This is a genomic window from Rhodococcus sp. 11-3 (assembly GCF_023704055.1).
Classification (GTDB): Bacteria; Actinomycetota; Actinomycetes; order Mycobacteriales; family Mycobacteriaceae; genus Rhodococcus; species Rhodococcus aetherivorans.
Map to the genome: position 1 here is coordinate 922,723 of NZ_CP080406.1, position 21,401 is coordinate 944,123.

The following is a 21,401-nucleotide window of genomic DNA, read 5'->3' on the forward strand; positions in this document are numbered from 1 at the left end:
TTGTGACGTGGCCCTTAACATCGCAGACCTCGTAGAGCACGCAATCGACCTCGTTCCCGACCGCGTCGCGCTCGCGTCGGACGGACGTGAGGTCACCTACGCGCAGGTGGAGGAGCGCGCCAACCGGCTCGCCCACTATCTGCAGGAACGGGGCGTGAAGCCCGGTGACAAGGTGGGTATCTACTCCCGCAACACCATCGAAGCGATCGAGGCGATGGTCGCGGTGTTCAAGATTCGTGCCGTGATGGTGAACGTCAACTACCGGTATGTCGAGAACGAGTTGCAGTACATCTTCGACAACTCGGACATGGTCGCGCTCGTCCACGAGCGCCGTTACTCCGACAAGGTCGCCGCCGTGCTGCCGCACTGCCCGCAGATCCGCACCGTCGTCGTGGTCGACGACGGCACCGATCTCGACTACGCGAGCTACGGCGGCGTCGACTACGAGTCCGCGCTGGCTCAGGGCTCACCCGAGCGCGACTTCGGCGAACGCAGCGCCGACGACCTCTACATCCTCTACACCGGCGGCACCACCGGCAGCCCCAAGGGCGTGATGTGGCGGCAGGAGGACGTGTGGCGCGTACTCGGCGGCGGCATCAACTTCATGACGGGCGAATACGTCGCCGACGAATGGGAACTCGCAAAGACCGGTGCCGCGAGCCCGCCGCTGGTCCGATTCCCGATCCCCCCGCTCATCCACGGCGGTGCCCAGTGGGCGGTGCTGCAGTCGCTGTTCAGCGGCGGCAAGGTGATCATGCATCCCGAGTTCGACGGCCACGAGGTGTGGCGCGTCATCGAGGAGCACAAGGTCAACGTCATCTTCATCACCGGCGACGCGATGGGCCGCCCGATGCTCGACGCGCTCGAGAGCGGACGTCCGGGAACCGGTGAGAAGTACGATCTTTCGTCCCTGTTCGCGATGGCGTCGAGCGCCGCACTGTTCTCCCCGGCGCTGAAGGAACGCTTCCTGGACCTGATGCCCAACACGGTGATCACCGACTCGATCGGCTCGTCCGAGACCGGCTTCGGCGGACTCGGCATCGTCGCCAAGGGCCAGGCCCACTCGGGTGGCCCCACCGTCAAGATCGACGCCTCCACGGCCGTGATCGACGACGACGGAAATCCGGTCGAGGCCGGCTCCGGGCAGGTGGGCGTGCTCGCCCGCAAGGGCCACATCCCCATCGGCTACTACAAGGACGAGGTCAAGACCAAGGCGACCTTCCGCGAGTACCACGGCGTCCGCTACTCGATCCCGGGCGACCATGCGCGGGTCGAGGCCGACGGCACCGTCACCATGCTCGGCCGCGGGTCCGTCTGCATCAACACCGGTGGCGAGAAGGTGTTCCCCGAGGAGGTCGAGGGCGCCCTCAAGGCCCACCCGGACGTGTTCGACGTCCTCGTCGTCGGCGTGCCCGACGAGCGCTGGGGGCAGCGGGTGTCCGCCGTGATCGCGCCCCGCGCCGGTACCCGCCCGACGCTGGCCGACCTCGTCGAGGTGGCCCGCACGCAGATCGCCAGCTACAAGATTCCGCGCAGTGTCTGGTACGTCGACGCCATCAAGCGTTCGCCGGCCGGCAAGCCCGACTACCGCTGGGCCAAGGAACAGACCGAGCAGCGCCCAGCGGACGACCACCACACCAACGGCTCCGCCGCGGCGAGCTAGAAGGGACCGGGATGCACACCGATCTCAGCAGGAAATTCGGCATCCAGTACCCGATCTTCGGGTTCACCCCGTCCGAGCACGTCGCCGCCGCGATCAGCCGGGCCGGTGGTCTCGGCGTCCTCGGCTGTGTCCGGTTCAACGACCCGGACGAGCTCGACGCCGTGCTCACCTGGATGGACGAGAACACCGACGGCAAGCCCTACGGGGTCGACGTCGTGATGCCCGCAAAGGTTCCCACCGAGGGCACCGCCGTCGACCTCGACAAGCTCATCCCCGCCGAGCACCGTGCCTTCGTCGAGCGCACCCTCGCCGAGCTCGGCGTGCCGCCGCTCGACGAGTCCGCCGAACACGCGGCCGGCGTCCTCGGCTGGCTGCACTCGGTCGCCCGCGCACATGTGGACGTCGCCCTCGAGCACCGGCCTGCGCTCATCGCCAACGCGCTCGGCTCCCCGCCGAAGGACGTGATCGACCTCGCCCACGAGAAGGGGGTGCCCGTCGCGGCGCTCGCCGGGGCGGTCGAGCATGCCCGGCGGCACGTCGAGAACGGCGTCGACATCGTCATCGCCCAGGGGTACGAGGCGGGCGGGCACACCGGCGAGGTGGCCTCGATGGTGCTCTGGCCCGAAATCGTGGACGCCCTCGGCGATTCGGCGGCGGTGCTTGCCGCCGGCGGTATCGGCTCCGGGCGGCAGGTCGCGGCCGCGCTCGCGCTCGGCGCGTCCGGGGTGTGGATGGGTTCCTACTGGCTCACCACCTCCGAATACAAGCTCGGCGCTGCCGCCGACGGCCCGTCGTCGGTCCAGCGGGCCCTGCTGGGCGCGACATCGTCGGACACCGTCCGCTCGCGGATCTACTCCGGCAAGCCCGCCCGCCTGCTCAAGACGAAGTGGACCGAGGCATGGTCGAAGCCCGATGCCCCGTCGCCGCTGCCGATGCCGTTGCAGAACCTGCTCGTGAGCGAAGCCCACCAGCGGATCGCCGCCGCGGACGATCCCGAGGTCGTCGCGATGCCCGTCGGGCAGATCGTCGGCCGGATGAACGAGATCCGGCCGGTCGCGGAGATCATGGCCGAGCTCGTCGAGGGGTACGAGCGGGCCGTGGACCGGTTGAACGCAGCACGGTGACGGACCGGTGGTGACCGTCTACGATCCCTTCGATCCGCAGTTCCTGGCCGACCCCTACCCGGCCTACCGGATGCTGCGGGACGAGGACCCGGTGCACCGCCACGTCAGCACCCGGAACGGCATTCCGCCGTTCCGGGTGCTGTCCCGTTTCGAGGACGTGTGGAACGCGGTGCGCGACACCGAGACCTACTCGTCCGCTGGGGGATTGACGTTCGTTCCCGACGAGATCGGCACACTGGGTCTCGCCCCGACGATCGTCATGCTCGACCCCCCGCGGCACGGGCAGCTGCGCAGCCTGATCGCGAAGGGGTTCACGCCCCGGCGCGTCGCGGCGCTCGAGGACGCCGTGCGCGGGTTCGTCCGCGGCCGGCTCGATTCGTTCGCCGGGCGGCGCGAGGTCGATCTGCACCGCGAATTCTCCTCGACCGTACCGACGTTCGTCCTGGCGGAGATGCTCGGCGTGCCGGCGGCCGACCGGGCCCGGTTCGATCCGTGGGTCGCCGCGCTGACGGCGTTGCAGGACAGCGGATTCGACGTGGCCGCCATGAGCGCACCCGACGCCGTCGCCGAGATGTTCGAGTACTTCTCGCGCCTGATCGGCGAGCGCCGCCGCGAACCCGGCGACGACCTGATCAGCGCCCTGACCACCGTCGAGTCCGACGGCGAACTGCTCACCGACTGGGAGATCCTCGGGTTCTGCTTCGTCGTGGTGGCCGGCGGCAACGACACCACCGGAAACCTGATCTCGCACGCCGTGATGCTGCTCGACACCGATCACCGCCAGCGCGACCTGCTCGTCGACGAGCCTTCCCGGATCCCGGGCGCGTTGACGGAGACGCTGCGGCTGGAGGGATCGGTGCAGGGACTCGCGCGCACCACCACCCGTGACGTCGAGTTGCACGGGGTGACGATTCCGGCCGGGGAGAAGGTGATGATGCTCTACGGCGCCGCCAATCGCGACGAACGCGAATTCGGCGACACCGCAGAGAAGTTCGACGTCACCCGGCCGATTCCGCGGCACCTCGGATTCTCCAGCGGTCCCCACTTCTGCATCGGCTCGCACCTGGCGAAGCTGCAGTCCCGGGTTGCGCTCGAGGAGTTGCTGGCCCGGTATCCCCACGTGTCGGTCGATCCGGCATCGGGGGTGCGTCTGCAGTCGTCGTTCACCCGCGGCTGGGTGAGCCTGCCCGCCCTCCTGCGTCAGCCGAGCGTGAGGTTGTGGCGGTGAGCGGGAGTATGTCGCGGCATCGTGCGGGTGCGTCGACCAGGATCCTCCCGCTCGGAACGAGAACCTCCCTGTCACGACCCACGGACACGCCGCGCGTTCGCGACGATCGCGTTGTGGACGAACCGCGGCAGCCCGGGCGCCAGCTCCTCCCACTCGGCGGTGGCGGCGTCGCCGGAGATATACAGGGCCGCGATCTCGCAGTGCTGCTGCGGACTGCACGGGCCGAACCAGCGTTCGAGGTGGCGGCGGTGCTGCTCGGCGGCATCCATCGCTACCGGTCCGTCCGCCGGCTCGCCCGCCGCGATCGCCTCGACGAACGCTCGGATGTCGGCGGCGGCCTCGGCCTTGATCGTCTCCCAGTCCTCCCTGGTGTGCCCCGCGGCGCGGTGCGCCGCCCGCTCCCACTGGTCGTGATTCGGCCAGTCCGGCTCGGTGGCCGCGAATCGTTCGGCGAACCGGTCGGTTCCGAAGATCTCCAGTTGCTCCTCAGGGGTGAGCGATACACCCGTGCGCCGCGCCTCGAGCTCGCGATCGAGCGCCGCGAGCAGACCGATGAGGTGGTCCCGGCGCTGTTCGAGAAGCCGCCGCTGGCGGCGGAGGTGATCGTCGACGGTCGCGCCCGGATCGGCGAGCATGTCGGCAATGGCATCGAGGCCGAAGTCGAGCGCGCGATAGAACAGGATGCGTCGCAGCCGCTCGACGTCGGCGGCCGAGTAGAGGCGGTGGTTGCCGGCGCTGCGTCCATGGGGCACGAGCAGGCCGATCCGGTCGTAGTGGTGGAGCGTGCGCACCGAGACGCCGGCCATCCGCGCGACGTCCCCGACCGTGTACTCGCCGTCCACACGTCGATGATGCGCCGTCACGGCCGGTGTCGTCGCGCCGCCCGGGCGTGGGCGACGGCGAGCAGGCCGGGGACCTGTGCGGCGGTGCGCACGCCCGGGTTCAGGATCGACACCCACCCCTGCGGCGCGTACACGGGATGGGGAAGCAGGAGATCGAGGGCGGTGTAGTCCACGGCGGCGCCGTGCCGCGCGTGCCCGGCCGGCGGGTAACCCAGCAGGTCGCGGAACTCGTCGCGGCCGACCGCGACGTTGAGCCGGAACACCCCCGTCCGGTAGAGGTGGGACGCGGTGTCGAAGCCGTCGTAGTCGTGGACGACGACCGTGGCGAACGGGAACCTGCGGTCGGCGGGGGTGGTGCCGTCCGGATCGAAGAACAGGAAGGTGTCGCCCCACGCCTGCCGGGGCGCGCCGTTGTCCTCCCCGGCCGTCGTCGCCACCACCCCGGGCAGGGCCGCCGCGACGTCGATGATGTCGTCCACCGTGAGGGATCGGGGTTCGTTCGTCGTCATGGGGCGGACGCTACGACCTGACGCAACGTCAGGTTCAAGTCCTCGTGCCGGATCGCCTATCGGCCCGATCCGGTGACCTGCGGCTGCAACTCGGCAGCCAGGTCGTCGGTCAGCGGCGTGAACTCGCGCTCGCCGCGGCGGCGGACCCATACCGGGTCGGCGCAGTGCCACCGCTCGGCACTGAGCGTGCGGGTGAGGATCTTGAACGTGGCGGTGCGCGGGAAGTCCCGGCACACCCGGATCAGCGTCGGCAGCTGCTTGGGGCCGAGATCGCCCTGCGCGTCGAGGAACCCGGCGAGTGCGCCGGGGTCGAACGCGGAATCCGCGGTCGGGATGACCGCGGCCATCACCCGGTCGCCGACCTGCGGATCCGGGACCGCGTAGACCGAGACCTGCGCGAAGCCCGGGTAGCGGAGCAGGGCCCGCTCGATCGGAGCGGCCGCGATGTTCTCGCCGTCGACGCGCATCCAGCCGGAACTGCGGCCGGCGAAGTAGACGAACCCGTCGGCGTCGGCGTAGCCGAGATCGCCGCTGTGGTACCGGCCGTCGCGCACCCGCTCGGCGTCGGCCTCCGGGTTCTTGTAGTAGCCGGCGAACAGGCCGGCCCCGGCGACGTTGACGAGCTCACCGGTCGCGACGTCGGCGTTGAGGATGCGGCCGTCGGCATCGAACTCGGCGACCGGACAGGGCGATCCGGTGTCCGGGTCGAGGATCCGCACGCCCTCGGGCAGCCGTCCCAGCGCCCCGGGCGGCGCATCGGGCGCCGCGGAGATCGAGATGCCGCCCTCGGTGGAGCCGAACCCGTCGACGACCGTCGCGCCGAACCGCCGGCGGAACTCGGCGATCGCGGGTGCCGTGCCCTCGTTGCCGTACATGATGCGCAGGGGATTGTCCGCCTCGCCGGGCTCCTCCGGGGTGGCGACGATGTAGGACAACGGCTTTCCCACGTAGTTGGCGTAGGTGACGCCGAAGCGGCGCACGTCCGGCAGGAAGCCGGAGGCGGAGAACCTGCGCCGCAGGGCGATCCCGGCCCCGGCCGCCAGCGCCACCGCCCAGCCGGCCATCATCGCGTTGGAGTGGAACATCGGCATCGACACGTACACGACGTCGTCGGCGCCGAGACCGAACCGTTCCGCGAGCATCACTCCGGGGCCGGTGATCTTCTCGTGGGTGCAGCACACGGCCTTCGGGTCGCCGCTGGTGCCGGACGTGAAGATCAGCATGAACAGATCGGTCGCGGCGACGGGCGCCGGCGCGGCGGTGGAACCGGTGTGGGGAGCGAGCAGATCGGCCCACTCGGCGGAGTCGACGTCGATCAGCCGGACGCCGCCGAGGTCGAGTCCGTCCAGCAGCCGCGCGTTCGCGGCCTCGGTGAACACCACCTGGCAGTCCGCGAGCGCGATGTCGCGGGCGAGGGCCTGCCCGCGACGGGTGGTGTTCAGCCCGACCACCACCGAGCCGGACAGCGCCGCGGCGCCGAGCAGCATCGAGAACTCCGGCACGTTGTCCATGAGGATCCCGAAGTGCCGGGGTCTGCGTGGGTCGAGCAGTTCGTGCAACAGGGCGGCCCGGTCCCGGCCGGCCTGCACGTGCTCGCGCCACGACAGTGACATGTTCTCGAACTGCAGGCCACGATCGTCGACGGTGGCGAGCCGTTCGAGGAGCGCGGTCACGGTGGGGACGTCGGTCATGCCGGCATCCTGGGGCATCGCCGCGGCGGGTGGGGTGCCGGTTCCGCTGATCGGGACGCTCACGCCGGCGCCTCCGCGAGGGACGCGCCGAGGTGCCGCAGCTGCGCGGTGGCCGACCCGAGGTGGAACTCGTGGTGTTTGGCGGCCAGGAAGTACCGGTGCACGGGGTGGTCCTCGTCCAGGCCGACTCCGCCGTGGACGTGTACGAGTGTGTGCGCGACGCGGTGCCCGGCGTCGGCGGCCCAGAACGCGGCCGTGCGCAGCTCCCCGGTGTCGGGCAGCCCGGCCTCCGCGCGGAAGGCCGCCTGCCACAGGGTGAGCCGGGCGCCCTTGACGTCGATGTAGGCGTCGGCGAGCCGCTGGGCCACCGCCTGGAAGCTGCCGATGGGCCGATCGAACTGCACCCGCTCGCGGGCGTACCCGGCGGTGAGTTCGAGCGCCCGGTCGAGCACCCCGTACTGGTATGCGGCCGAGCCGAGCAGCCCGCGGTCGCGCAGCCACACGGTGACCGCGTGGCCGTCGGTGCCGAGCGCGCGGTCCCCGGGCACGGAGGCCGCGGCGAGGGTGAGCGTCCCGAGGCAGCCGAGGCCGGTGTCGTACTGGCGGGTCACGGTCACGCCGGGATCGCCGGGACGGACGAGGAGCACGGTGACGCCGTCGGGGGTCGAGGCCGGCACGAGGAACAGGTCCGCGGCGGGCGCGGCGTCGACGAGGATCTTGGTGCCGTCGACGATCCATCCGCCGTCGGCGCGACGTGCCGTGGTGGTCGGCGACGTGGGGTCGTCGTTCAGTTCCTCCTCGAGGGCGGCGGTGAGGATCTTCTCGCCGGTGGCGGCGGGTTCGCCCCAGTCGCGACGCTGCGCGTCGCTGCCGAACTCGGCGACAGCGGCGGCGGACACGACGATCGAGGACAGGTAGGGGACGGCGGCGACGCCGCGGCCGAGTTCGGTGAGGATGCTCGTCTGTTCGAGCGGTCCGAAGCCGTCGCCGCCGACGGACTCGGGCAGTGCCGCGCCGAGGATGCCCGAGGAGGCGAGCGCGTCCCACAGGGTGTGGTCGATGCGGTCGTCGGCGGCGTCGAGCCGGCGCAGGTGGTCGTTGGTGACGATCTCGGTGACGATGCGGCGGGTGAGGCCGGCGAGGTCCTGCTGCGCCTCGGTGAGGGTGAAGTCCACGGTTTGTCCCTTCCGGTGGAGTGTCAGCGCTTGGCGGGTGGCTGTCCGAGGGCGGTCATCGCGATGATGTCGCGCTGGACCTCGTTGGTGCCGCCGCCGAAGGTGAGGATCAGGGAGCTGCGATGCATCCGTTCGAGCCGGCCCCGCAGCAGCACGCCCGGGGAGTTCTGTCGCAGCGTGGCCGACGGGCCGAGGATCTCCATCAGCAGGCGGTAGGCCTCGGTGGCGAACTCGGTGCCGAACACCTTGTTCGCCGACGCCGGTGCGGGTCCGAGCGGCGCAGTGCTGGAAGCGATCTCCCAGTTCATCAGCTTCAGGTACTCGGCCTTGGCGTGGACCCGGGCCAGGTTGATCTGCACCCATTCCTGATCGAGGACGCGGCGGCCGTCGGGCAGGCGGGTGTGCTGCGCCCACGCGCGCACTTCCTGCAGCGCGGTGAGGATCGGGCCCGCGGAGGTGAGCGCGACGCGTTCGTGGTTGAGCTGGTTGGTGATCAGCGCCCAGCCGCCGTTCTCCGCGCCGACGAGCGCGGACGCCGGGACGCGCACGTCCTGGTAATAGGTGGCGCTGGTGTCGGGGCCGGCCATGGTGTGCACGGGCGTGTAGGAGAACCCCTCGGCGGTGGTGGGCACGATGAGGACGCTGATGCCCTTGTGCTTCCGGGCATTCGGATCGGTGCGGCACGCGAGCCACACGTAGTCGGCGTAGGCGATCAGGCTCGTCCACATCTTCTGGCCGTTGATCACCCACTCGTCACCGTCGCGCACGGCGGTGGTGCGCAGCGACGCGAGATCCGTGCCCGCCTCGGGCTCGGAGTAGCCGATGGAGAAGTGCAGCTCGCCGGCGGAGATCCTCGGCAGGAAGAACTCCTTCTGCTCGGGCGTGCCGAAGTGCATGATCGTGGGCGCCACCGAGTTGACGGTGAGGAACGGGACCGGCGCGCCGGCGATCGCGGCCTCGTCGGTGAAGATGAGCTGGTCCATGGCCGAACGGTTCTGCCCGCCGTACTCCTCGGGCCAGCCGAGCGTGAGCCAGCCGTCCTTGCCCATCTGCTGGACGACCTCCCGGTACACGTTGCCGGCGCCGTACTCGCCCGTGGTCGCGGCGAGCGCCTCCCGTCGTTCGGGGGTCATCAGGTCGGCGAAGTAGGCGCGCAACTGCGCGCGGAGTTCCTCTTGCTGCGGGGTGTACGCGATGTCCACGAACCGCTCCGTTCGTCGGGTAGGCAGCTGGTCGACGGCCGAGGACCGGGACCGGCTCGGCGATGTTCCCGAATCATTGCACAGAACTGAAACGCGTTCTAGCCTGGTTTTCGAGCCGTCGCGCCAGCCCGCGCGTCCGGCGCCCGATCGGTCGAGCAAGCGAGAAGCGAGGTCTGTTCATGGAGGTCAAGGTCGACTTCGATCGTTGCGAGGCGAACGGCGTGTGTGTGGGAATCGCGCCCGAGGTGTTCGATCTGAACGACGACGACGAGCTGGTCGTCACGCACCCCATCTCGCCGGAGCGGGAGGAGGACGTGCGCACGGCAATCGCCCAGTGCCCGCGTGCGGCGCTGAGCGAGGCCTGACGGCGCCCCTTGTCAGAAACGAGAACACGTTCTACATTTCCGGGGGTCGCCGGAATCCGCGGCGACCAGGAGCGCGGCGGCCCCGGGTGGGCCGCCCGATATCGCTAGGGAGAGCGCGTCCATGAGTGCAACCGGCAACGGTCTCGGCCCCGCAGGAAACGGTGCGACGGACGAGGGGGGCCTGGGTCTCGACGGCAAGGTCGCCGTCGTCACCGGCGCCGGTGCCGGGCTCGGCCGGGCGGAGGCCGTCGCGCTGGCCCGGGCCGGCGCCGCGGTGGTCGTCAACGATCTCGCGGCGACCGATGCCGTCGAGGACACTCTCGCCGAGATCCGCGACCTCGGCGCCGATGCGGCGTTCGTCGCCGGCAGCGTCGCGGAACGTGCCACGGCCGACGCGCTGCTCGCGACGGCACAGGAACGCTTCGGCGGCCTCGACATCGTCGTCAACAACGCCGGAATCGTGCGGGACCGCATGCTGTTCAACATGTCCGACGAGGACTGGGATGCGGTGATCGCCGTGCACCTGCGCGGCCATTTCCTGCTGTGCCGCAACGCGGCGGCGTACTGGCGTGGCGAGTCCAAGAAGGCCGGCGGTCCCGTCTACGGCCGGATCGTCAACACGTCCTCCGAGGCCGGCCTGCTCGGCCCCGAGGGGCAGGCCAACTACGGCGCCGCCAAGGCGGGAATCACGGCACTCACCCTCTCCGCCGCGCGGGGCCTGTCCCGGTACGGGGTGCGCGCCAACGCCATCTGCCCGCGGGCCCGCACCGCGATGACGGAGGGCGTCTTCGGTGCCGCGCCCGAGGGGGAGGTAGATCCACTGTCGCCCGAGCACGTCTCGGCACTGGTCGCCTACCTGGCGTCGCCCGCGGCGGACCGGATCAACGGCCAGGTCTTCGTCGTCTACGGCCCGATGGTCGCGCTCATGGCCGCGCCCGTCGTCGAGCAGCGCTTCGACGCGGACGTCCGGTGGACCCCGGAGAGCCTCGCCGAACGGGTCGGCGGCTACTTCGGCGACCGGGACCCCGCCCGTAACTTCTCGGCCGCGCAGGCGCTCGCCCTCTGACGTCCCACTAGGCGGTACCCGAAGTGACATGCAACGTTGTCCTTCGGTAATATCGCGCCGTCCGGGGCCGATCCGGCTAGTGTCGGCCCGACCCCGGGCTCGCGTGTCGTCCGGCGATGCGGGCGCGTGAACGCGCGGCCGGAGGCCGCTCGGAGATCGTGTAGTACCTGTTCTAGTTTTGCGTCCCGCGACGCGGTTCGCGAAGGGGCGGCCGGCGCGGTTCCCGACCGAGTTCGGTCCCGTGGACGGGCGGCGGATCCGATCTCGCGGTCCACTGAATTCCCATTTCGAACCCCGATTTTCCGCTCGACGCGAGCGCCGCCGGTTCGGTCGGTGCGGCGGGGCTCCCGCCCGCAGAGGTAGCCGTGTCACGCCGCGCCGCAGCGGTCTTTGACACGTGAACACGTTCTAGTTAGTATGACGCGGGTCACAAGCTGACCCCTCGCCGGCCTCGGCCGGCGAGCGAACCAACGGAGGAGGAGACGGTGGTAGACCTCCTCGAGGTACCGCTCCGCGCGGTCGGTGGATTCTTCGCGATGACGGGCGAGACCGCCCGGGCCGTGTTCTCCCGGCCCTTCCAGCGACGCGAGTTCGTCGATCAGGCATGGTTCGTCGCGCGGGTCTCCCTCGTGCCGACGGTCCTCGTCGCGGTGCCGTTCACCGTCCTGGTCAGCTTCACCCTCAACATCCTGCTGCGCGAGATCGGTGCCGCCGACCTCAGCGGCGCCGGCGCCGCACTCGGCGCGGTCACCCAGGTCGGCCCGATGGTCACCGTGCTCATCGTCGCCGGTGCCGGCGCCACCGCCATTTGCGCGGACCTCGCCGCCCGCACCATCCGAGAGGAGATCGACGCGATGCGCGTGCTCGGCATCAACCCGATCCACCGCCTCGTCGTGCCCCGGGTCCTCGCGTCCACCGTCGTGGCGCTGCTGCTCAACGGGCTGGTGTGCACCATCGGCATCCTGGGCGGCTTCGCGTTCTCCGTCTTCCTCCAGGACGTGAACCCCGGCGCCTTCGTCAACGGCATCACCCTGCTCACCGGCTTCGGCGAACTCGTGATCTCCCAGGTCAAGGCCGGCCTGTTCGGCATGATCGCCGGCCTCGTCGCCGCCTACCTCGGCCTCAACGTCAAGGGTGGCGCCAAGAGCGTCGGCGACGCCGTCAACCAGACGGTCGTGTTCGCCTTCATGGCATTGTTCGTGGTCAACCTTCTCGTCACCGCCGTCGGCATCAAGCTGACGGGCGGGTGACCGGCACGGCGGTGATGTAGATGGCAGTGATCTCCTGGCGCTTCCCCCGCGTGCGGCGCCGTATCGCCCGCGCCTCCGACTCCGTGGACCGGCTCGGCGAGCAGGCGCTCTTCTTCGGCAAGGCGCTCGGATACGCCCCGCGCGCGATCACGCACTACCCGAAGGAGACGGTCCGGCTGATCGCCGAGATCAGCATGGGCACCGGTGCGCTCGCCGTGATCGGCGGAACGGTCGTCATCGTCGGCTTCCTGACCCTGTTCACCGGCGGGATCATCGCCGTGCAGGGCTTCAGTTCCCTCGGCAACATCGGCGTCGAGGCGCTCACGGGCTTCTTCGCCGCCTTCATCAACGTCCGCATCGCGGCGCCCACCATCGCGGGCATCGGCCTGGCCGCCACCATCGGCGCCGGCTCGACCGCCCAGCTCGGCGCCATGCGGGTCTCGGAGGAGATCGACGCGCTCGAGGTCATGGCGATCCCGTCGATCCCGTATCTCGTGAGCACCCGCGTGATGGCGGGGATGATCGCGATCGTCCCGCTGTATTCGCTGGCGGTGATCGCCTCGTTCATCGCCAGCCGCTTCGCGACCGTCGTGCTCTACGGCCAGTCCGCGGGCGTGTACGACCACTACTTCGACACGTTCCTCATCCCCACCGACATCCTGTGGTCGTTCGTGCAGGCCATCGTCATGGCGGTCGCCGTCATGCTGATCCACACCTACTACGGCTTCAACGCCGGTGGCGGCCCGGTCGGTGTCGGCGTCGCCGTCGGCAACGCCGTGCGCGCATCCCTGATCGCCGTGGTGACCGTGACCCTGCTCATCTCGCTCGCGGTGTACGGGGCGACCGGCAACTTCAACCTGTCGGGATAGGCGCATGGACACACCTTCCTGGAAGAAGAAACTCGCGGCCCTCGGTCTCGTCGGGGGACTCACCGTCGCCGTCGCGCTGGCGCTGCTGATGTTCGCCGGTGCCTTCACCGCCACCACCCCGGTCACGGTCACCTCGGCGCGGTCCGGCCTGGTGCTGGAGCCCGACGCGAAGGTCAAGCTCCGCGGTGTCGAGGTGGGCCGGGTCCGGTCCGTCGAGCACACCCCCGACGGCGCGCTGCTGCAGCTCGCGATGGATCCCGGCCAGCTGCACCTGGTGCCGTCCAACGTGCGCGTGGCCATCGAGTCCACCACCGTGTTCGGCGCGAAGTTCGTCAATCTGCTCATGCCGGACGATCCGTCGCCGGTGCCGCTCCAGGAGGGCGCGATCATCGCGGCCGAGAACGTCACCGTCGAGTTCAACACGGTCTTCCAGCACCTGTCCGACGTGCTCGCGCAGGTCCAGCCGGAGAAGCTCAACGCCACCCTCGGGGCGATCTCCCAGGCCCTCAACGGTCGCGGCGACACCCTCGGCGCCACCCTCGTCGAGGCCGACGACTATCTCGCGACGATGAATCCCTCGCTGCCGCAACTGCAGTACGACCTCGCCGTGGCCGCCGACGTCACCAACCTGTACGCCGACGTCGCGCCCGACGTGATGAACCTGCTCGACAACGCCACCTCGATCGGCAACACCGTCGTCGACGAGCAGGCCAACCTGGACCTGATGCTGATGAACGTCACCGGCCTGGCGAACACCGGTCGCGACGTCCTCGGCGAGAACGAGGCGCAGCTGACCTCGGCGCTGGACCTGCTGACGGAGACCACGACGCTGCTCGGCGAGTACTCGCCGGAGCTGACGTGCTTCATCATCGGGCTCAACGACGCGCGAATCGCCTTCGAGCCCATGGCCGGAACCGGCAAGTACCCGGCCCTGATGCTGAGCACGAACTTCCTGGGCGGCGCCACCATGTACGACCACGAGAAGGACCTGCCGGTGGTGGGCGCGACGGGTGGGCCGAACTGCCACGGGCTGCCGGCCTTCGATCCCAAGCGCGACGGCCACGCCCCCTTCGTCGTCGCCGACACCCATCCCGTGCCGTTCCACCCGAACACCGAGACGTGGGTGCGGTACCCGACGATCTTCGGTTTCCTGTTCGGCGACATGCTCCCGGGAGGCGAGTGAGATGCCGGAGTCGCAGAGGCGGACGTGGACGCGCCCGGTGGGCCGGGCGCCGCGGGGAAGCGGGGTGATCCGGTGAGGGCCACCACGGTCAAGTTCCTCGCGTTCACCGTCGTGATGGTGCTGATCTTCGCGGCACTCGCGATCGTGTTCAGCCAGGTGCGGTTCACCGGCACGCAGACCTATCACGCGACGTTCACCGACGTGTCCGGGCTGCAGGCCGGCGACAAGGTCCGCATCGCCGGGGTGCCCGTCGGGTCGGTCGACAGCGTCGACATCGGTCGCGGCAACCAGGCCGAGGTGTCCTTCGACGTCGACGCCGAGCACACGCTGCTGGCGAGCACCAAGGCCACGGTGCGGTACGAGAACCTGGTGGGCGACCGCTACCTCGAGCTGCTCGAGGGACCGGGTACCGGCGAGACGCTGCCGGCCGGCGGCACGATCCCGGTGGCGCAGACGGAACCCGCGCTCGACCTCGACCTGCTGCTCGGCGGATTCAAGCCGCTGTTGCAGGGCCTCGACCCGCAGCAGGTCAACGACCTGTCCGGCGCGCTGCTCCAGGTCTTCCAGGGGCAGGGCGGCACCCTGGTGTCGCTGCTGGGCAACACCAACTCGTTCACGAACTCCCTCGCCGACCGGGACCGGCTGATCGGCGACGTCATCGACAACCTCAACGCCGTCCTCGCCACCATCGACGAGAACGACCAGCAGTTCACCGAGACCGTCGACCGGTTGCAGACCCTGGTGAGCGGGCTCGCGCAGGACCGCGACCCGATCGGCACCGCCATCCCGCGGATCGCGGCCGGCACCGGGGATCTCGCCTCGCTGCTGCAGAACAACCGGCCGGACCTGCAGTCGGTGATCGCCGAGACCAACCGCACCATGACGCAGCTCGACCTCGGGCGCGACGACATCAACCGGACGCTCGAGCGGCTGCCGAACGACTACAAGAAGCTCATCCGGGTGGGGGTGTACGGCAACTTCTTCCAATTCTTCCTGTGTGCCAACACGTTCAAGTTCTCGGGACCGGACGGGACCACCATCCGTTTCACGTCGGCCGAGCAGACGACCGGAAGGTGCGCGAAGATCGAATGAGTCCGATCCGTGAACGCAATCCCGTGCAGGTCGGCATCGTCGGCCTGTCCGTCGCGGCCGCGACGGTGCTCGCCGGCCTGCAGTACGACCAGCTGCAGTTCCTCTCCGGCGGCCTGACCTACTCGGCGTACTTCGCCGACGCCGGCGGTCTCGTGCCCGGCGACACCGTCACCCTCGCCGGTGTCGACGTCGGCGAGGTCACCGACGTCCGCCTCGACGACCAGCAGGTTCTCGTCGCCTTCACCGTCCGCGACGGCATCGCGCTCGGCGAGGACACCGGGGCCGACATCAAGACGAACACGGTGCTCGGCCGCAAGTCCCTCGCGGTGCAGCCCTACGGTTCGGGGACGCTCGACCCGCGCGAGCCGATCCCGCTGGCGCGCACCGACTCCCCGTACTCGCTCACCGACGCCCTCGGCGACCTCACGACATCGGTGTCGGATCTCGACACGGAGCAGATCAACGACTCGCTCAACGCGCTGTCGGATTCGCTGCAGGACACCCCACCCGAGTTGCGCGGGGCGCTCGAGGGAATGACCAGGCTGTCCCGGTCCATCAACGCGCGCGACGAGTCGCTCGAGGACCTGCTGGCCCGCGCCGAATCGGTGACCGGCATCCTCGCCGAGCGCAGCGACCGGATCAACGCCCTCGTGGTGGACGCCAACGCCCTCTTCGGGGAGCTGAGCGTGCGCCGCGACGCGATCACCGAGCTGATCGCGAACATCTCCGCGGTCTCACGGCAGCTGTCGGCGCTGGTGCAGGAGAACCAGGCGCAGATGGCTCCCACCCTGGAGAAGCTCAACGCGGTGACCGCCAACCTGCAGGCGAACAAGGAGAACATCGCCGGCGCCCTCGACGGTCTCGGCCCGTACATCAGCGCGCTCGGCGAGTCCGTGGCGAGCGGTCCGTTCTTCAACGCGTACGTGTCGAACGTCCTGCCCGCGCCGTGGTGGAAGGCCTTGGTCGACAGCACGGTCGCCCCCGAGCTGCTGCAGCAGGACCTGCAGGACATCATTCCGAAGAACCCGCCGTCGATCACGAAGGATGGCGAATGAGCACCCACACCCTCGAGGCCCCCGGGGGGCGGCCCGGAAAGCGCCGCCGCCTGCTGATACCGGTGATCGCCGGTGTCGCGGTGGTGGCCCTGGCCCTCGTCGCATTCGCCGTGGTGCTGCCCGGCTGGGGGAAGCGCACGATCAACGCCGAATTCGTCTCCACGAGCGGCCTGTACGAGGGCGACGACGTGCGCGTGCTGGGCGTGAGCGTCGGCACGATCACCCGCATCGAGCCGGGCGACGACCTGGTGCGCGTGCAGATGCAGGTCGACGACTCCGTCGACATCCCGGCCGATGCCAAGGCCGTGATCATCGCGCAGAGCCTCGTGTCCGCGCGCTTCATCCAGCTGACCCCGGCGTACTCGGGCGGCCCGCAGTTCGCCGACGACGCGACGATCCCGGTCGAGCGCACCGCCTCGCCGGTCGAATGGGACCAGATCAAGACGGAACTGATGCGCCTGTCGGAGGCGCTGGGCCCCCAGGGCCTCGACCCCCAGGGCTCGCTCGGCCGCTTCATCGATACCGCCGCCGAGAACCTCGACGGCAACGGCCTGACCGTCCGTGCCACGCTGCGCGAACTGTCCGACACCATGCACACCCTGTCGGAGGGGCGCACCGACCTGTTCGGCACCGTCCGGAACCTGCAGGCGTTCGTGTCGGTGCTCTCGACCAGCAACGAGCAGATCGTCCAGCTCGGTGGCCGGCTGGCGTCGGTCTCGGACGTCCTCGCCCAGAGCTCGGGCCAGCTCGGCACCTCGCTCGCGGACCTCGACCTCGCGGTCGGCGACGTGCAGCGGTTCGTGCAGGACAACCGGGCAGCGCTGACCGAGTCGGTGCAGCGCCTCGCCGACGCCACCGAGGTGCTCGCACGCAAGCGGCCCGAGATCGAGCGGGTCCTGCACTCCGGCCCGACGGCGCTGGCGAACTTCTACGACATCTACAAGCCCGCCCAGGGCTCGCTCACCGGTGCGCTGGCGATCAGCAACCTCGCCAACCCCGTCGAGTTCATGTGCGGGTCCGTGGCCGCCGCGGCGAACGCCACCTCCGACCGCAGCGCGGAGCTGTGCCGCCAGCAGCTCGGGCCGGTCCTCCAGTCGCTGGCGATGAACTACCTGCCGATCATGACCAACCCCATCGCCGCGGTGGAGGCGTTCCCCGACCAGATCGTGTACACCGAACCGGGTCTCGAAGCGGAAGCCGAGGCGGCGGGCCGGGGCATCGCACCCGCGGACGCCACTCCGCCGCCGGCCGGGCCGCTCTCGGATCTGCCCACCGTGACGGTTCCCCCCGACCTCGGTGCGCTGTTGCAGCCGGGAGGAGGACGATGAGCACCCGAACCCGGCACACCCGCCCGGCACGGCGGTACGCCGCCGCCGCGATGGTGGTCGCGGCGTCCCTGACGTTGACCGGATGCGAATGGGAGGGGCTCAACTCCCTCGCCCTGCCCGGCACCGCCGGGCACGGCGAGGACGCCTACCAGGTACGGATCCAGATGCCGAATGTGACCACCCTGACGCAGAACTCGCCGGTGCGGGTCGACGACGTCCAGGTCGGCAGCGTCACGAAGATCGAGGTCGAGGACTGGCACGCGCTCGTGACGGTGGCCCTCGACGGCGACGTCGAACTCCCGGCGAACGCCACCGCCAAGATCGGGCAGACCAGCCTGCTCGGCTCGCAGCACCTCGAACTGGCGTCGCCGGCGGACGAGCCGCCGCAGGGCCGGCTCGAGGACGGCGACCTGATCCCGCTCGAGCGGGCCGGGGTGTACCCGACCACCGAGCAGACGCTGTCGTCGCTGTCGGTGGTCCTCAACGGCGGTGGACTCGCGCAGATCAACGACATCACCACCGAGCTGAACGCGGCGCTGAACGGGCGGGAGGACTCGATCCGGAACCTGCTGCCGCGGCTCGACGAACTCGTCGGCACCCTCGACCGGCAGCGTGGCGACATCATCGCCGCGATGGAGGGCATCGATCGGCTCGCGTGGACGGTCGACGCGCAGAACGCCACCCTCGTCCGTGCGCTCGACGAGATGCCGGCCGCGCTGAACGTGCTGGTGGAACAGCGGCAGGACCTGACCACCGCGCTCACCTCGCTCGGCGAGATGAGCACCGTCGCCAGCCGGCTCGTCGAGAACAGCGGCGACGACCTGCAGACCAACCTGCAGGCGCTGGCTCCGACACTGCGTGCGCTCGCCGACTCGGGCAACGCGCTGACCGAGGTGCTCGGCGTGCTGCTGACCTATCCGTTCCCGCAGGCCGGCATCGACCAGGTGATCCGGGGCGACTACGCGAACCTCGCCATGACCATCGACCTCACCCTCGAACGGCTGGACCTGAACTTCCTCACCGGCACCCCGCTCGCCGGGCGCCTCGCCGGCCCGGAAGGCATCCTCGGCCGGGACGCCGGGCTGGCGGCCCAGTCCGCGGACCCCTTCCAGGCCCCGCTCCAGCAGCCGGCCGCGCAACCCGCGCCCGGCCCGGCCGCAACGCTGTCGGTCCCCGGTCTGGGGGAGATCACCGTTCCGGGGCTGCCCCCGCTGGGGGTGCCCGCGCCATGATGCTGTCGAAGTTCGTCCGGATCCAGCTCGCCATCTTCTCGGTGCTCACGGTGGTCGGGTTGCTGGTGATGTCGCTGCAGTACGTGCGGCTCCCGCAGCTGCTCGGCGTCGGCCGGTACACGGTGATCGTGGAACTGCCCTCCACCGGCGGGCTCTACCCGCACGCCAACGTCACCTACCGCGGCAACACCGTCGGGGTGGTCGACAAGGTGCAGCTGTCGCCGGCCGGGGTGGAGGCCATCCTGTCGATCGACAGCGACCGCTCGATCCCCGCCGACGTCGACGCAGCGGTCCGCAGCGTGTCCGCCGTCGGCGAGCAGTACGTGGACTTCGTTCCCCCGCAAGATGGTTCGAACGGGGAGTATCTGTCGGACGGCGACGTGATCCCGGCCGACCGGACGTCGGTGCCGCAGGAGGTGGGCGAGCTGCTCGACCAGGCCGACGTCCTGCTCGCCAGCATCAGCGACACACGGCTGCGCACCGTCGTCGACGAGTCGTTCGACGCGTTCAACGGGTCGGGGCCCGACCTGCAGCGGCTGATCGACTCGACCCGCCTGTTCGTGCAGGAGGCGAGCGCCGGCAGCGAGCAGACGAAGGCATTGCTCGATCAGCTCGGTCCGCTGCTCGACACCCAGGTCGTCACCAGCGACGCGATCCGCTCCTGGACGCGGGACATGCTGACGTTCACCGACGGGCTGCGGGCCGCCGACACCGACCTGCGGGCGGTGCTCGCGAAGGGGCCGGGCGCCGCGGCCGAGGCCGAACAGCTGCTGCAGGACCTGCGGCCGACGCTGCCGCTGCTGCTGGCCAACATGGTCGGCGTCGGGGAGGTGGGCGTGCTCTACAACGCCGGCATCGAACAGATCCTGGTGCTGTACCCGCCGATGACCACGGCGCTGATCACCGCGGCCGGCAGCGGACCGGCCGAGGACGGCGCGGTCGTCGACTTCCACCTGCAGCTGCACGATCCGCCGCCGTGCCTGTCCGGCTTCCTGCCGCCCGAACAGTGGCGCAGCCCTGCGGACACCACGATGGTGGACACCCCCGGCGAGGTGTACTGCAAGCTCCCGCAGTCGGATCCGAACGCCGTGCGAGGCGCGCGGAACCTGCCGTGCATGGAGTTCCCGGGCCGGCGCGCCCCCACCCCGGAGGCGTGCCGCAACGGGTACCAGCCCGAATACCTCGACAACCCGTGGCGCGGCGCCCCGACGCCCGTGCAGTCGGAAGGCGACATGCCGGTGCCCGCCTCGCACGCGAGCGGGACGGGCGCGGCCGCGCCCGCCGGGGTGACGGCGCGCGGCATCGACCCGGCGACGGGAACGTACATCGGTCCCGACGGTACGGTGTACCGCAACGTCGACACCGGCCCCGAGACCAGTTTGGAGACGTACATGAAGGCGCAGCAAGGCTGATGGCGGACGAAGAGACCCCCACGACATCGACGCCGGAGACCGGACCCGCCCGGCAGAGCCGGGTGCTCCCCGCGGTCGCAGCCCTGATCGTCCTCGCCCTGGTGGGCGCCGGAGTGTGGCTGTGGCTCGGCGCGACGGCCGACCGCGACCACGACGCCCGGCGGGCGGCGTACCTGCAGGCCGCGCGGCAGACCGTGCTGAATCTGACCACCATCCACCCGCAGAGCGCGGCCGAGGACGTACAGCGTCTGCTCGACGGGGCGACCGGTGACTTCAAGGCCGAATTCGAAGGACGCGAAGGGCCTTTCGTCGATGTGGTGACCAAGGCGAACGTGGACACCACCGGTGAGGTGATCGAGGCCGGAATCCAGGCCGAGGACGGCGCCTGCATGTCCTCGCTCGTGGCCGCGCGGTCGATGGTCAGCAACGCGGAACAGCCCGAACCCGAGCCCCGCGACTTCCGGCTGCGGGTGACGATCTGCGACGAGAACGGTCGGCTGCTGGCCTCGAAGGTGGATTTCGTACCATGACCGAGCATTCGAAGGACGAGGCCGTGACCCTCGAGAAGACCGACGACGCCGCGGGCGTGGAGGGCGCGGAAAGCGCTACGGCGCAGCCCGGCTCCGGGGGAGGTGCGCGCCGGATGCTGCTCGCGGCCCTCACCGCCGCGGCGATCGTGCTCGCCGGCCTCGTCGGCGTGGGCGTGTACGACAAGGTCGAGCGCGACGGCGCCGAGGCCGCCCGGACCGAGGCCCTGCAGGCCGCCGAGGAGCAGGCCGTCGCGATGCTCGCGTACGACCACGCCACGGTCGACGAGCAGGTCGCCGCCGCCTCCGACGGGCTCACCGGCGACTTCCGGGACGAGTACACGAACCTGATGAAGAACGTCATCGCGCCCGGCGCCAAGGAGAAGGCGATCACCGTGCAGGTGAGTGTGCAGGCGTCGTCGGTCGTGTCGGCCGAGGCCGATCGGGCGGTGACCCTGTTGTTCCTCAACCAGATCACCACCAGTTCCGTCAATCCCGAGGCGGTCAGCAGCGGCAGCCGCGTCCGCGTCGAACTCGAGAAGCACGACGGCCGTTGGCTGGTGAGCCGCCTGACCCCGATCTGAGCCG

Annotated in this window: 20 protein-coding genes; 15 read left to right on the forward strand and 5 right to left on the reverse strand. The window is 70.2% G+C overall.

Going from position 1 to position 21,401, the window contains the following annotated elements; genetic code table 11:
• Nucleotides 1-7: 7 nt before the first annotated feature.
• Genes KZJ41_RS04225 through KZJ41_RS04235 form a run of 3 tightly spaced genes read left to right on the forward strand, consistent with a single transcriptional unit; the run spans nucleotide 8 to nucleotide 4,015 of the window.
• Nucleotides 8-1,663 (forward strand): acyl-CoA synthetase, encoded by a 1,656-nt coding sequence (locus tag KZJ41_RS04225; protein WP_072634281.1) that lies wholly within the window; start codon nucleotides 8-10, stop codon nucleotides 1,661-1,663.
• A gap of 11 nt (nucleotides 1,664-1,674) precedes the next feature.
• The gene (locus tag KZJ41_RS04230) at nucleotides 1,675-2,787 is read left to right on the forward strand and encodes a nitronate monooxygenase family protein (protein WP_043797477.1); all 1,113 of its coding nucleotides are present in this window, start codon (nucleotides 1,675-1,677) and stop codon (nucleotides 2,785-2,787) included.
• Nucleotides 2,788-2,797: 10 nt separating this feature from the next.
• Nucleotides 2,798-4,015 carry a cytochrome P450 gene (locus KZJ41_RS04235; protein WP_251550233.1) on the forward strand — a complete coding sequence of 406 codons (1,218 nt, stop codon included), beginning with the start codon at nucleotides 2,798-2,800 and terminating at the stop codon, nucleotides 4,013-4,015.
• A 71-nt stretch (nucleotides 4,016-4,086) separates the two neighbouring features.
• On the opposite strand, the gene KZJ41_RS04240 is transcribed toward KZJ41_RS04235, so the two are convergent.
• From KZJ41_RS04240 to KZJ41_RS04260, 5 genes are read right to left on the reverse strand one after another with little or no spacing between them, the layout of a single operon-like run.
• Nucleotides 4,087-4,857 carry a MerR family transcriptional regulator gene (locus KZJ41_RS04240; RefSeq protein WP_006937844.1) on the reverse strand — a complete coding sequence of 257 codons (771 nt, stop codon included), beginning with the start codon at nucleotides 4,855-4,857 and terminating at the stop codon, nucleotides 4,087-4,089.
• 17 nt (nucleotides 4,858-4,874) lie between these two features.
• Entirely contained in the window at nucleotides 4,875-5,366 is a 492-nt protein-coding gene (locus KZJ41_RS04245; protein WP_006937846.1) for a DUF6194 family protein, read from the reverse strand.
• Nucleotides 5,367-5,422: 56 nt separating this feature from the next.
• Complete coding sequence (locus KZJ41_RS04250; protein WP_251550944.1) at nucleotides 5,423-7,057, reverse strand: long-chain-fatty-acid--CoA ligase; 1,635 nt, start codon at nucleotides 7,055-7,057, stop codon at nucleotides 5,423-5,425.
• A gap of 59 nt (nucleotides 7,058-7,116) precedes the next feature.
• Nucleotides 7,117-8,232: an acyl-CoA dehydrogenase family protein gene (locus KZJ41_RS04255; protein WP_006937849.1), complete on the reverse strand. Its 1,116-nt coding sequence runs from the start codon at nucleotides 8,230-8,232 to the stop codon at nucleotides 7,117-7,119.
• A gap of 23 nt (nucleotides 8,233-8,255) precedes the next feature.
• Nucleotides 8,256-9,434, reverse strand: coding sequence for an acyl-CoA dehydrogenase family protein (locus tag KZJ41_RS04260; RefSeq protein ID WP_029541042.1), 1,179 nt, complete (start codon nucleotides 9,432-9,434; stop codon nucleotides 8,256-8,258).
• Nucleotides 9,435-9,613: 179 nt separating this feature from the next.
• Here KZJ41_RS04260 and KZJ41_RS04265 point away from each other — a divergent pair, with 179 nt between their 5' ends.
• The 12 genes from KZJ41_RS04265 (at nucleotide 9,614) to KZJ41_RS04320 (ending at nucleotide 21,397) form a co-directional block, all read left to right on the forward strand.
• Nucleotides 9,614-9,799: a ferredoxin gene (locus KZJ41_RS04265; RefSeq protein ID WP_029541045.1), complete on the forward strand. Its 186-nt coding sequence runs from the start codon at nucleotides 9,614-9,616 to the stop codon at nucleotides 9,797-9,799.
• A 121-nt stretch (nucleotides 9,800-9,920) separates the two neighbouring features.
• The gene (locus KZJ41_RS04270) at nucleotides 9,921-10,865 is read left to right on the forward strand and encodes a 3-oxoacyl-ACP reductase (RefSeq protein WP_029541047.1); all 945 of its coding nucleotides are present in this window, start codon (nucleotides 9,921-9,923) and stop codon (nucleotides 10,863-10,865) included.
• A 485-nt stretch (nucleotides 10,866-11,350) separates the two neighbouring features.
• Nucleotides 11,351-12,115: an ABC transporter permease gene (locus KZJ41_RS04275; RefSeq protein WP_006937862.1), complete on the forward strand. Its 765-nt coding sequence runs from the start codon at nucleotides 11,351-11,353 to the stop codon at nucleotides 12,113-12,115.
• A gap of 20 nt (nucleotides 12,116-12,135) precedes the next feature.
• The gene (locus tag KZJ41_RS04280; RefSeq protein ID WP_006937864.1) at nucleotides 12,136-12,984 is read left to right on the forward strand and encodes an ABC transporter permease; all 849 of its coding nucleotides are present in this window, start codon (nucleotides 12,136-12,138) and stop codon (nucleotides 12,982-12,984) included.
• Between the two features lie 4 nt (nucleotides 12,985-12,988).
• Nucleotides 12,989-14,167 (forward strand): MCE family protein, encoded by a 1,179-nt coding sequence (locus KZJ41_RS04285; protein ID WP_251550235.1) that lies wholly within the window; start codon nucleotides 12,989-12,991, stop codon nucleotides 14,165-14,167.
• A gap of 72 nt (nucleotides 14,168-14,239) precedes the next feature.
• Nucleotides 14,240-15,259: an MCE family protein gene (locus KZJ41_RS04290; protein WP_006937869.1), complete on the forward strand. Its 1,020-nt coding sequence runs from the start codon at nucleotides 14,240-14,242 to the stop codon at nucleotides 15,257-15,259.
• Nucleotides 15,256-16,314: an MCE family protein gene (locus KZJ41_RS04295; protein ID WP_006937871.1), complete on the forward strand. Its 1,059-nt coding sequence runs from the start codon at nucleotides 15,256-15,258 to the stop codon at nucleotides 16,312-16,314. The genes KZJ41_RS04290 and KZJ41_RS04295 overlap by 4 nt, the downstream gene beginning before the upstream one ends.
• The gene (locus tag KZJ41_RS04300; RefSeq protein WP_006937873.1) at nucleotides 16,311-17,642 is read left to right on the forward strand and encodes an MCE family protein; all 1,332 of its coding nucleotides are present in this window, start codon (nucleotides 16,311-16,313) and stop codon (nucleotides 17,640-17,642) included. Before KZJ41_RS04295 ends, KZJ41_RS04300 begins: the two co-directional genes overlap by 4 nt.
• The gene (locus tag KZJ41_RS04305; RefSeq protein WP_251550237.1) at nucleotides 17,639-18,874 is read left to right on the forward strand and encodes an MCE family protein; all 1,236 of its coding nucleotides are present in this window, start codon (nucleotides 17,639-17,641) and stop codon (nucleotides 18,872-18,874) included. Before KZJ41_RS04300 ends, KZJ41_RS04305 begins: the two co-directional genes overlap by 4 nt.
• Nucleotides 18,871-20,286 (forward strand): MCE family protein, encoded by a 1,416-nt coding sequence (locus tag KZJ41_RS04310; protein WP_251550239.1) that lies wholly within the window; start codon nucleotides 18,871-18,873, stop codon nucleotides 20,284-20,286. Before KZJ41_RS04305 ends, KZJ41_RS04310 begins: the two co-directional genes overlap by 4 nt.
• Nucleotides 20,286-20,816 carry a hypothetical protein gene (locus KZJ41_RS04315; protein WP_050034586.1) on the forward strand — a complete coding sequence of 177 codons (531 nt, stop codon included), beginning with the start codon at nucleotides 20,286-20,288 and terminating at the stop codon, nucleotides 20,814-20,816. Before KZJ41_RS04310 ends, KZJ41_RS04315 begins: the two co-directional genes overlap by 1 nt.
• Nucleotides 20,813-21,397: a hypothetical protein gene (locus KZJ41_RS04320; RefSeq protein ID WP_029541061.1), complete on the forward strand. Its 585-nt coding sequence runs from the start codon at nucleotides 20,813-20,815 to the stop codon at nucleotides 21,395-21,397. Before KZJ41_RS04315 ends, KZJ41_RS04320 begins: the two co-directional genes overlap by 4 nt.
• Nucleotides 21,398-21,401: the final 4 nt, after the last annotated feature.

Excerpts from the sequence above, each read along its gene's own strand:
- KZJ41_RS04230 (WP_043797477.1), top strand. The coding sequence starts at position 1,675 with ATGCACACCGATCTCAGCAGGAAATTCGGCATCCAGTACCCGATCTTC.
- KZJ41_RS04245 (WP_006937846.1), bottom strand. The coding sequence starts at position 5,366 with ATGACGACGAACGAACCCCGATCCCTCACGGTGGACGACATCATCGAC.
- KZJ41_RS04250 (WP_251550944.1), bottom strand. The coding sequence starts at position 7,057 with ATGACCGACGTCCCCACCGTGACCGCGCTCCTCGAACGGCTCGCCACC.
- KZJ41_RS04265 (WP_029541045.1), top strand. The coding sequence starts at position 9,614 with ATGGAGGTCAAGGTCGACTTCGATCGTTGCGAGGCGAACGGCGTGTGT.
- KZJ41_RS04270 (WP_029541047.1), top strand. The coding sequence starts at position 9,921 with ATGAGTGCAACCGGCAACGGTCTCGGCCCCGCAGGAAACGGTGCGACG.
- KZJ41_RS04280 (WP_006937864.1), top strand. The coding sequence starts at position 12,136 with ATGGCAGTGATCTCCTGGCGCTTCCCCCGCGTGCGGCGCCGTATCGCC.
- KZJ41_RS04285 (WP_251550235.1), top strand. The coding sequence starts at position 12,989 with ATGGACACACCTTCCTGGAAGAAGAAACTCGCGGCCCTCGGTCTCGTC.
- KZJ41_RS04295 (WP_006937871.1), top strand. The coding sequence starts at position 15,256 with ATGAGTCCGATCCGTGAACGCAATCCCGTGCAGGTCGGCATCGTCGGC.
- KZJ41_RS04300 (WP_006937873.1), top strand. The coding sequence starts at position 16,311 with ATGAGCACCCACACCCTCGAGGCCCCCGGGGGGCGGCCCGGAAAGCGC.
- KZJ41_RS04305 (WP_251550237.1), top strand. The coding sequence starts at position 17,639 with ATGAGCACCCGAACCCGGCACACCCGCCCGGCACGGCGGTACGCCGCC.
- KZJ41_RS04310 (WP_251550239.1), top strand. The coding sequence starts at position 18,871 with ATGATGCTGTCGAAGTTCGTCCGGATCCAGCTCGCCATCTTCTCGGTG.
- KZJ41_RS04315 (WP_050034586.1), top strand. The coding sequence starts at position 20,286 with ATGGCGGACGAAGAGACCCCCACGACATCGACGCCGGAGACCGGACCC.
- KZJ41_RS04320 (WP_029541061.1), top strand. The coding sequence starts at position 20,813 with ATGACCGAGCATTCGAAGGACGAGGCCGTGACCCTCGAGAAGACCGAC.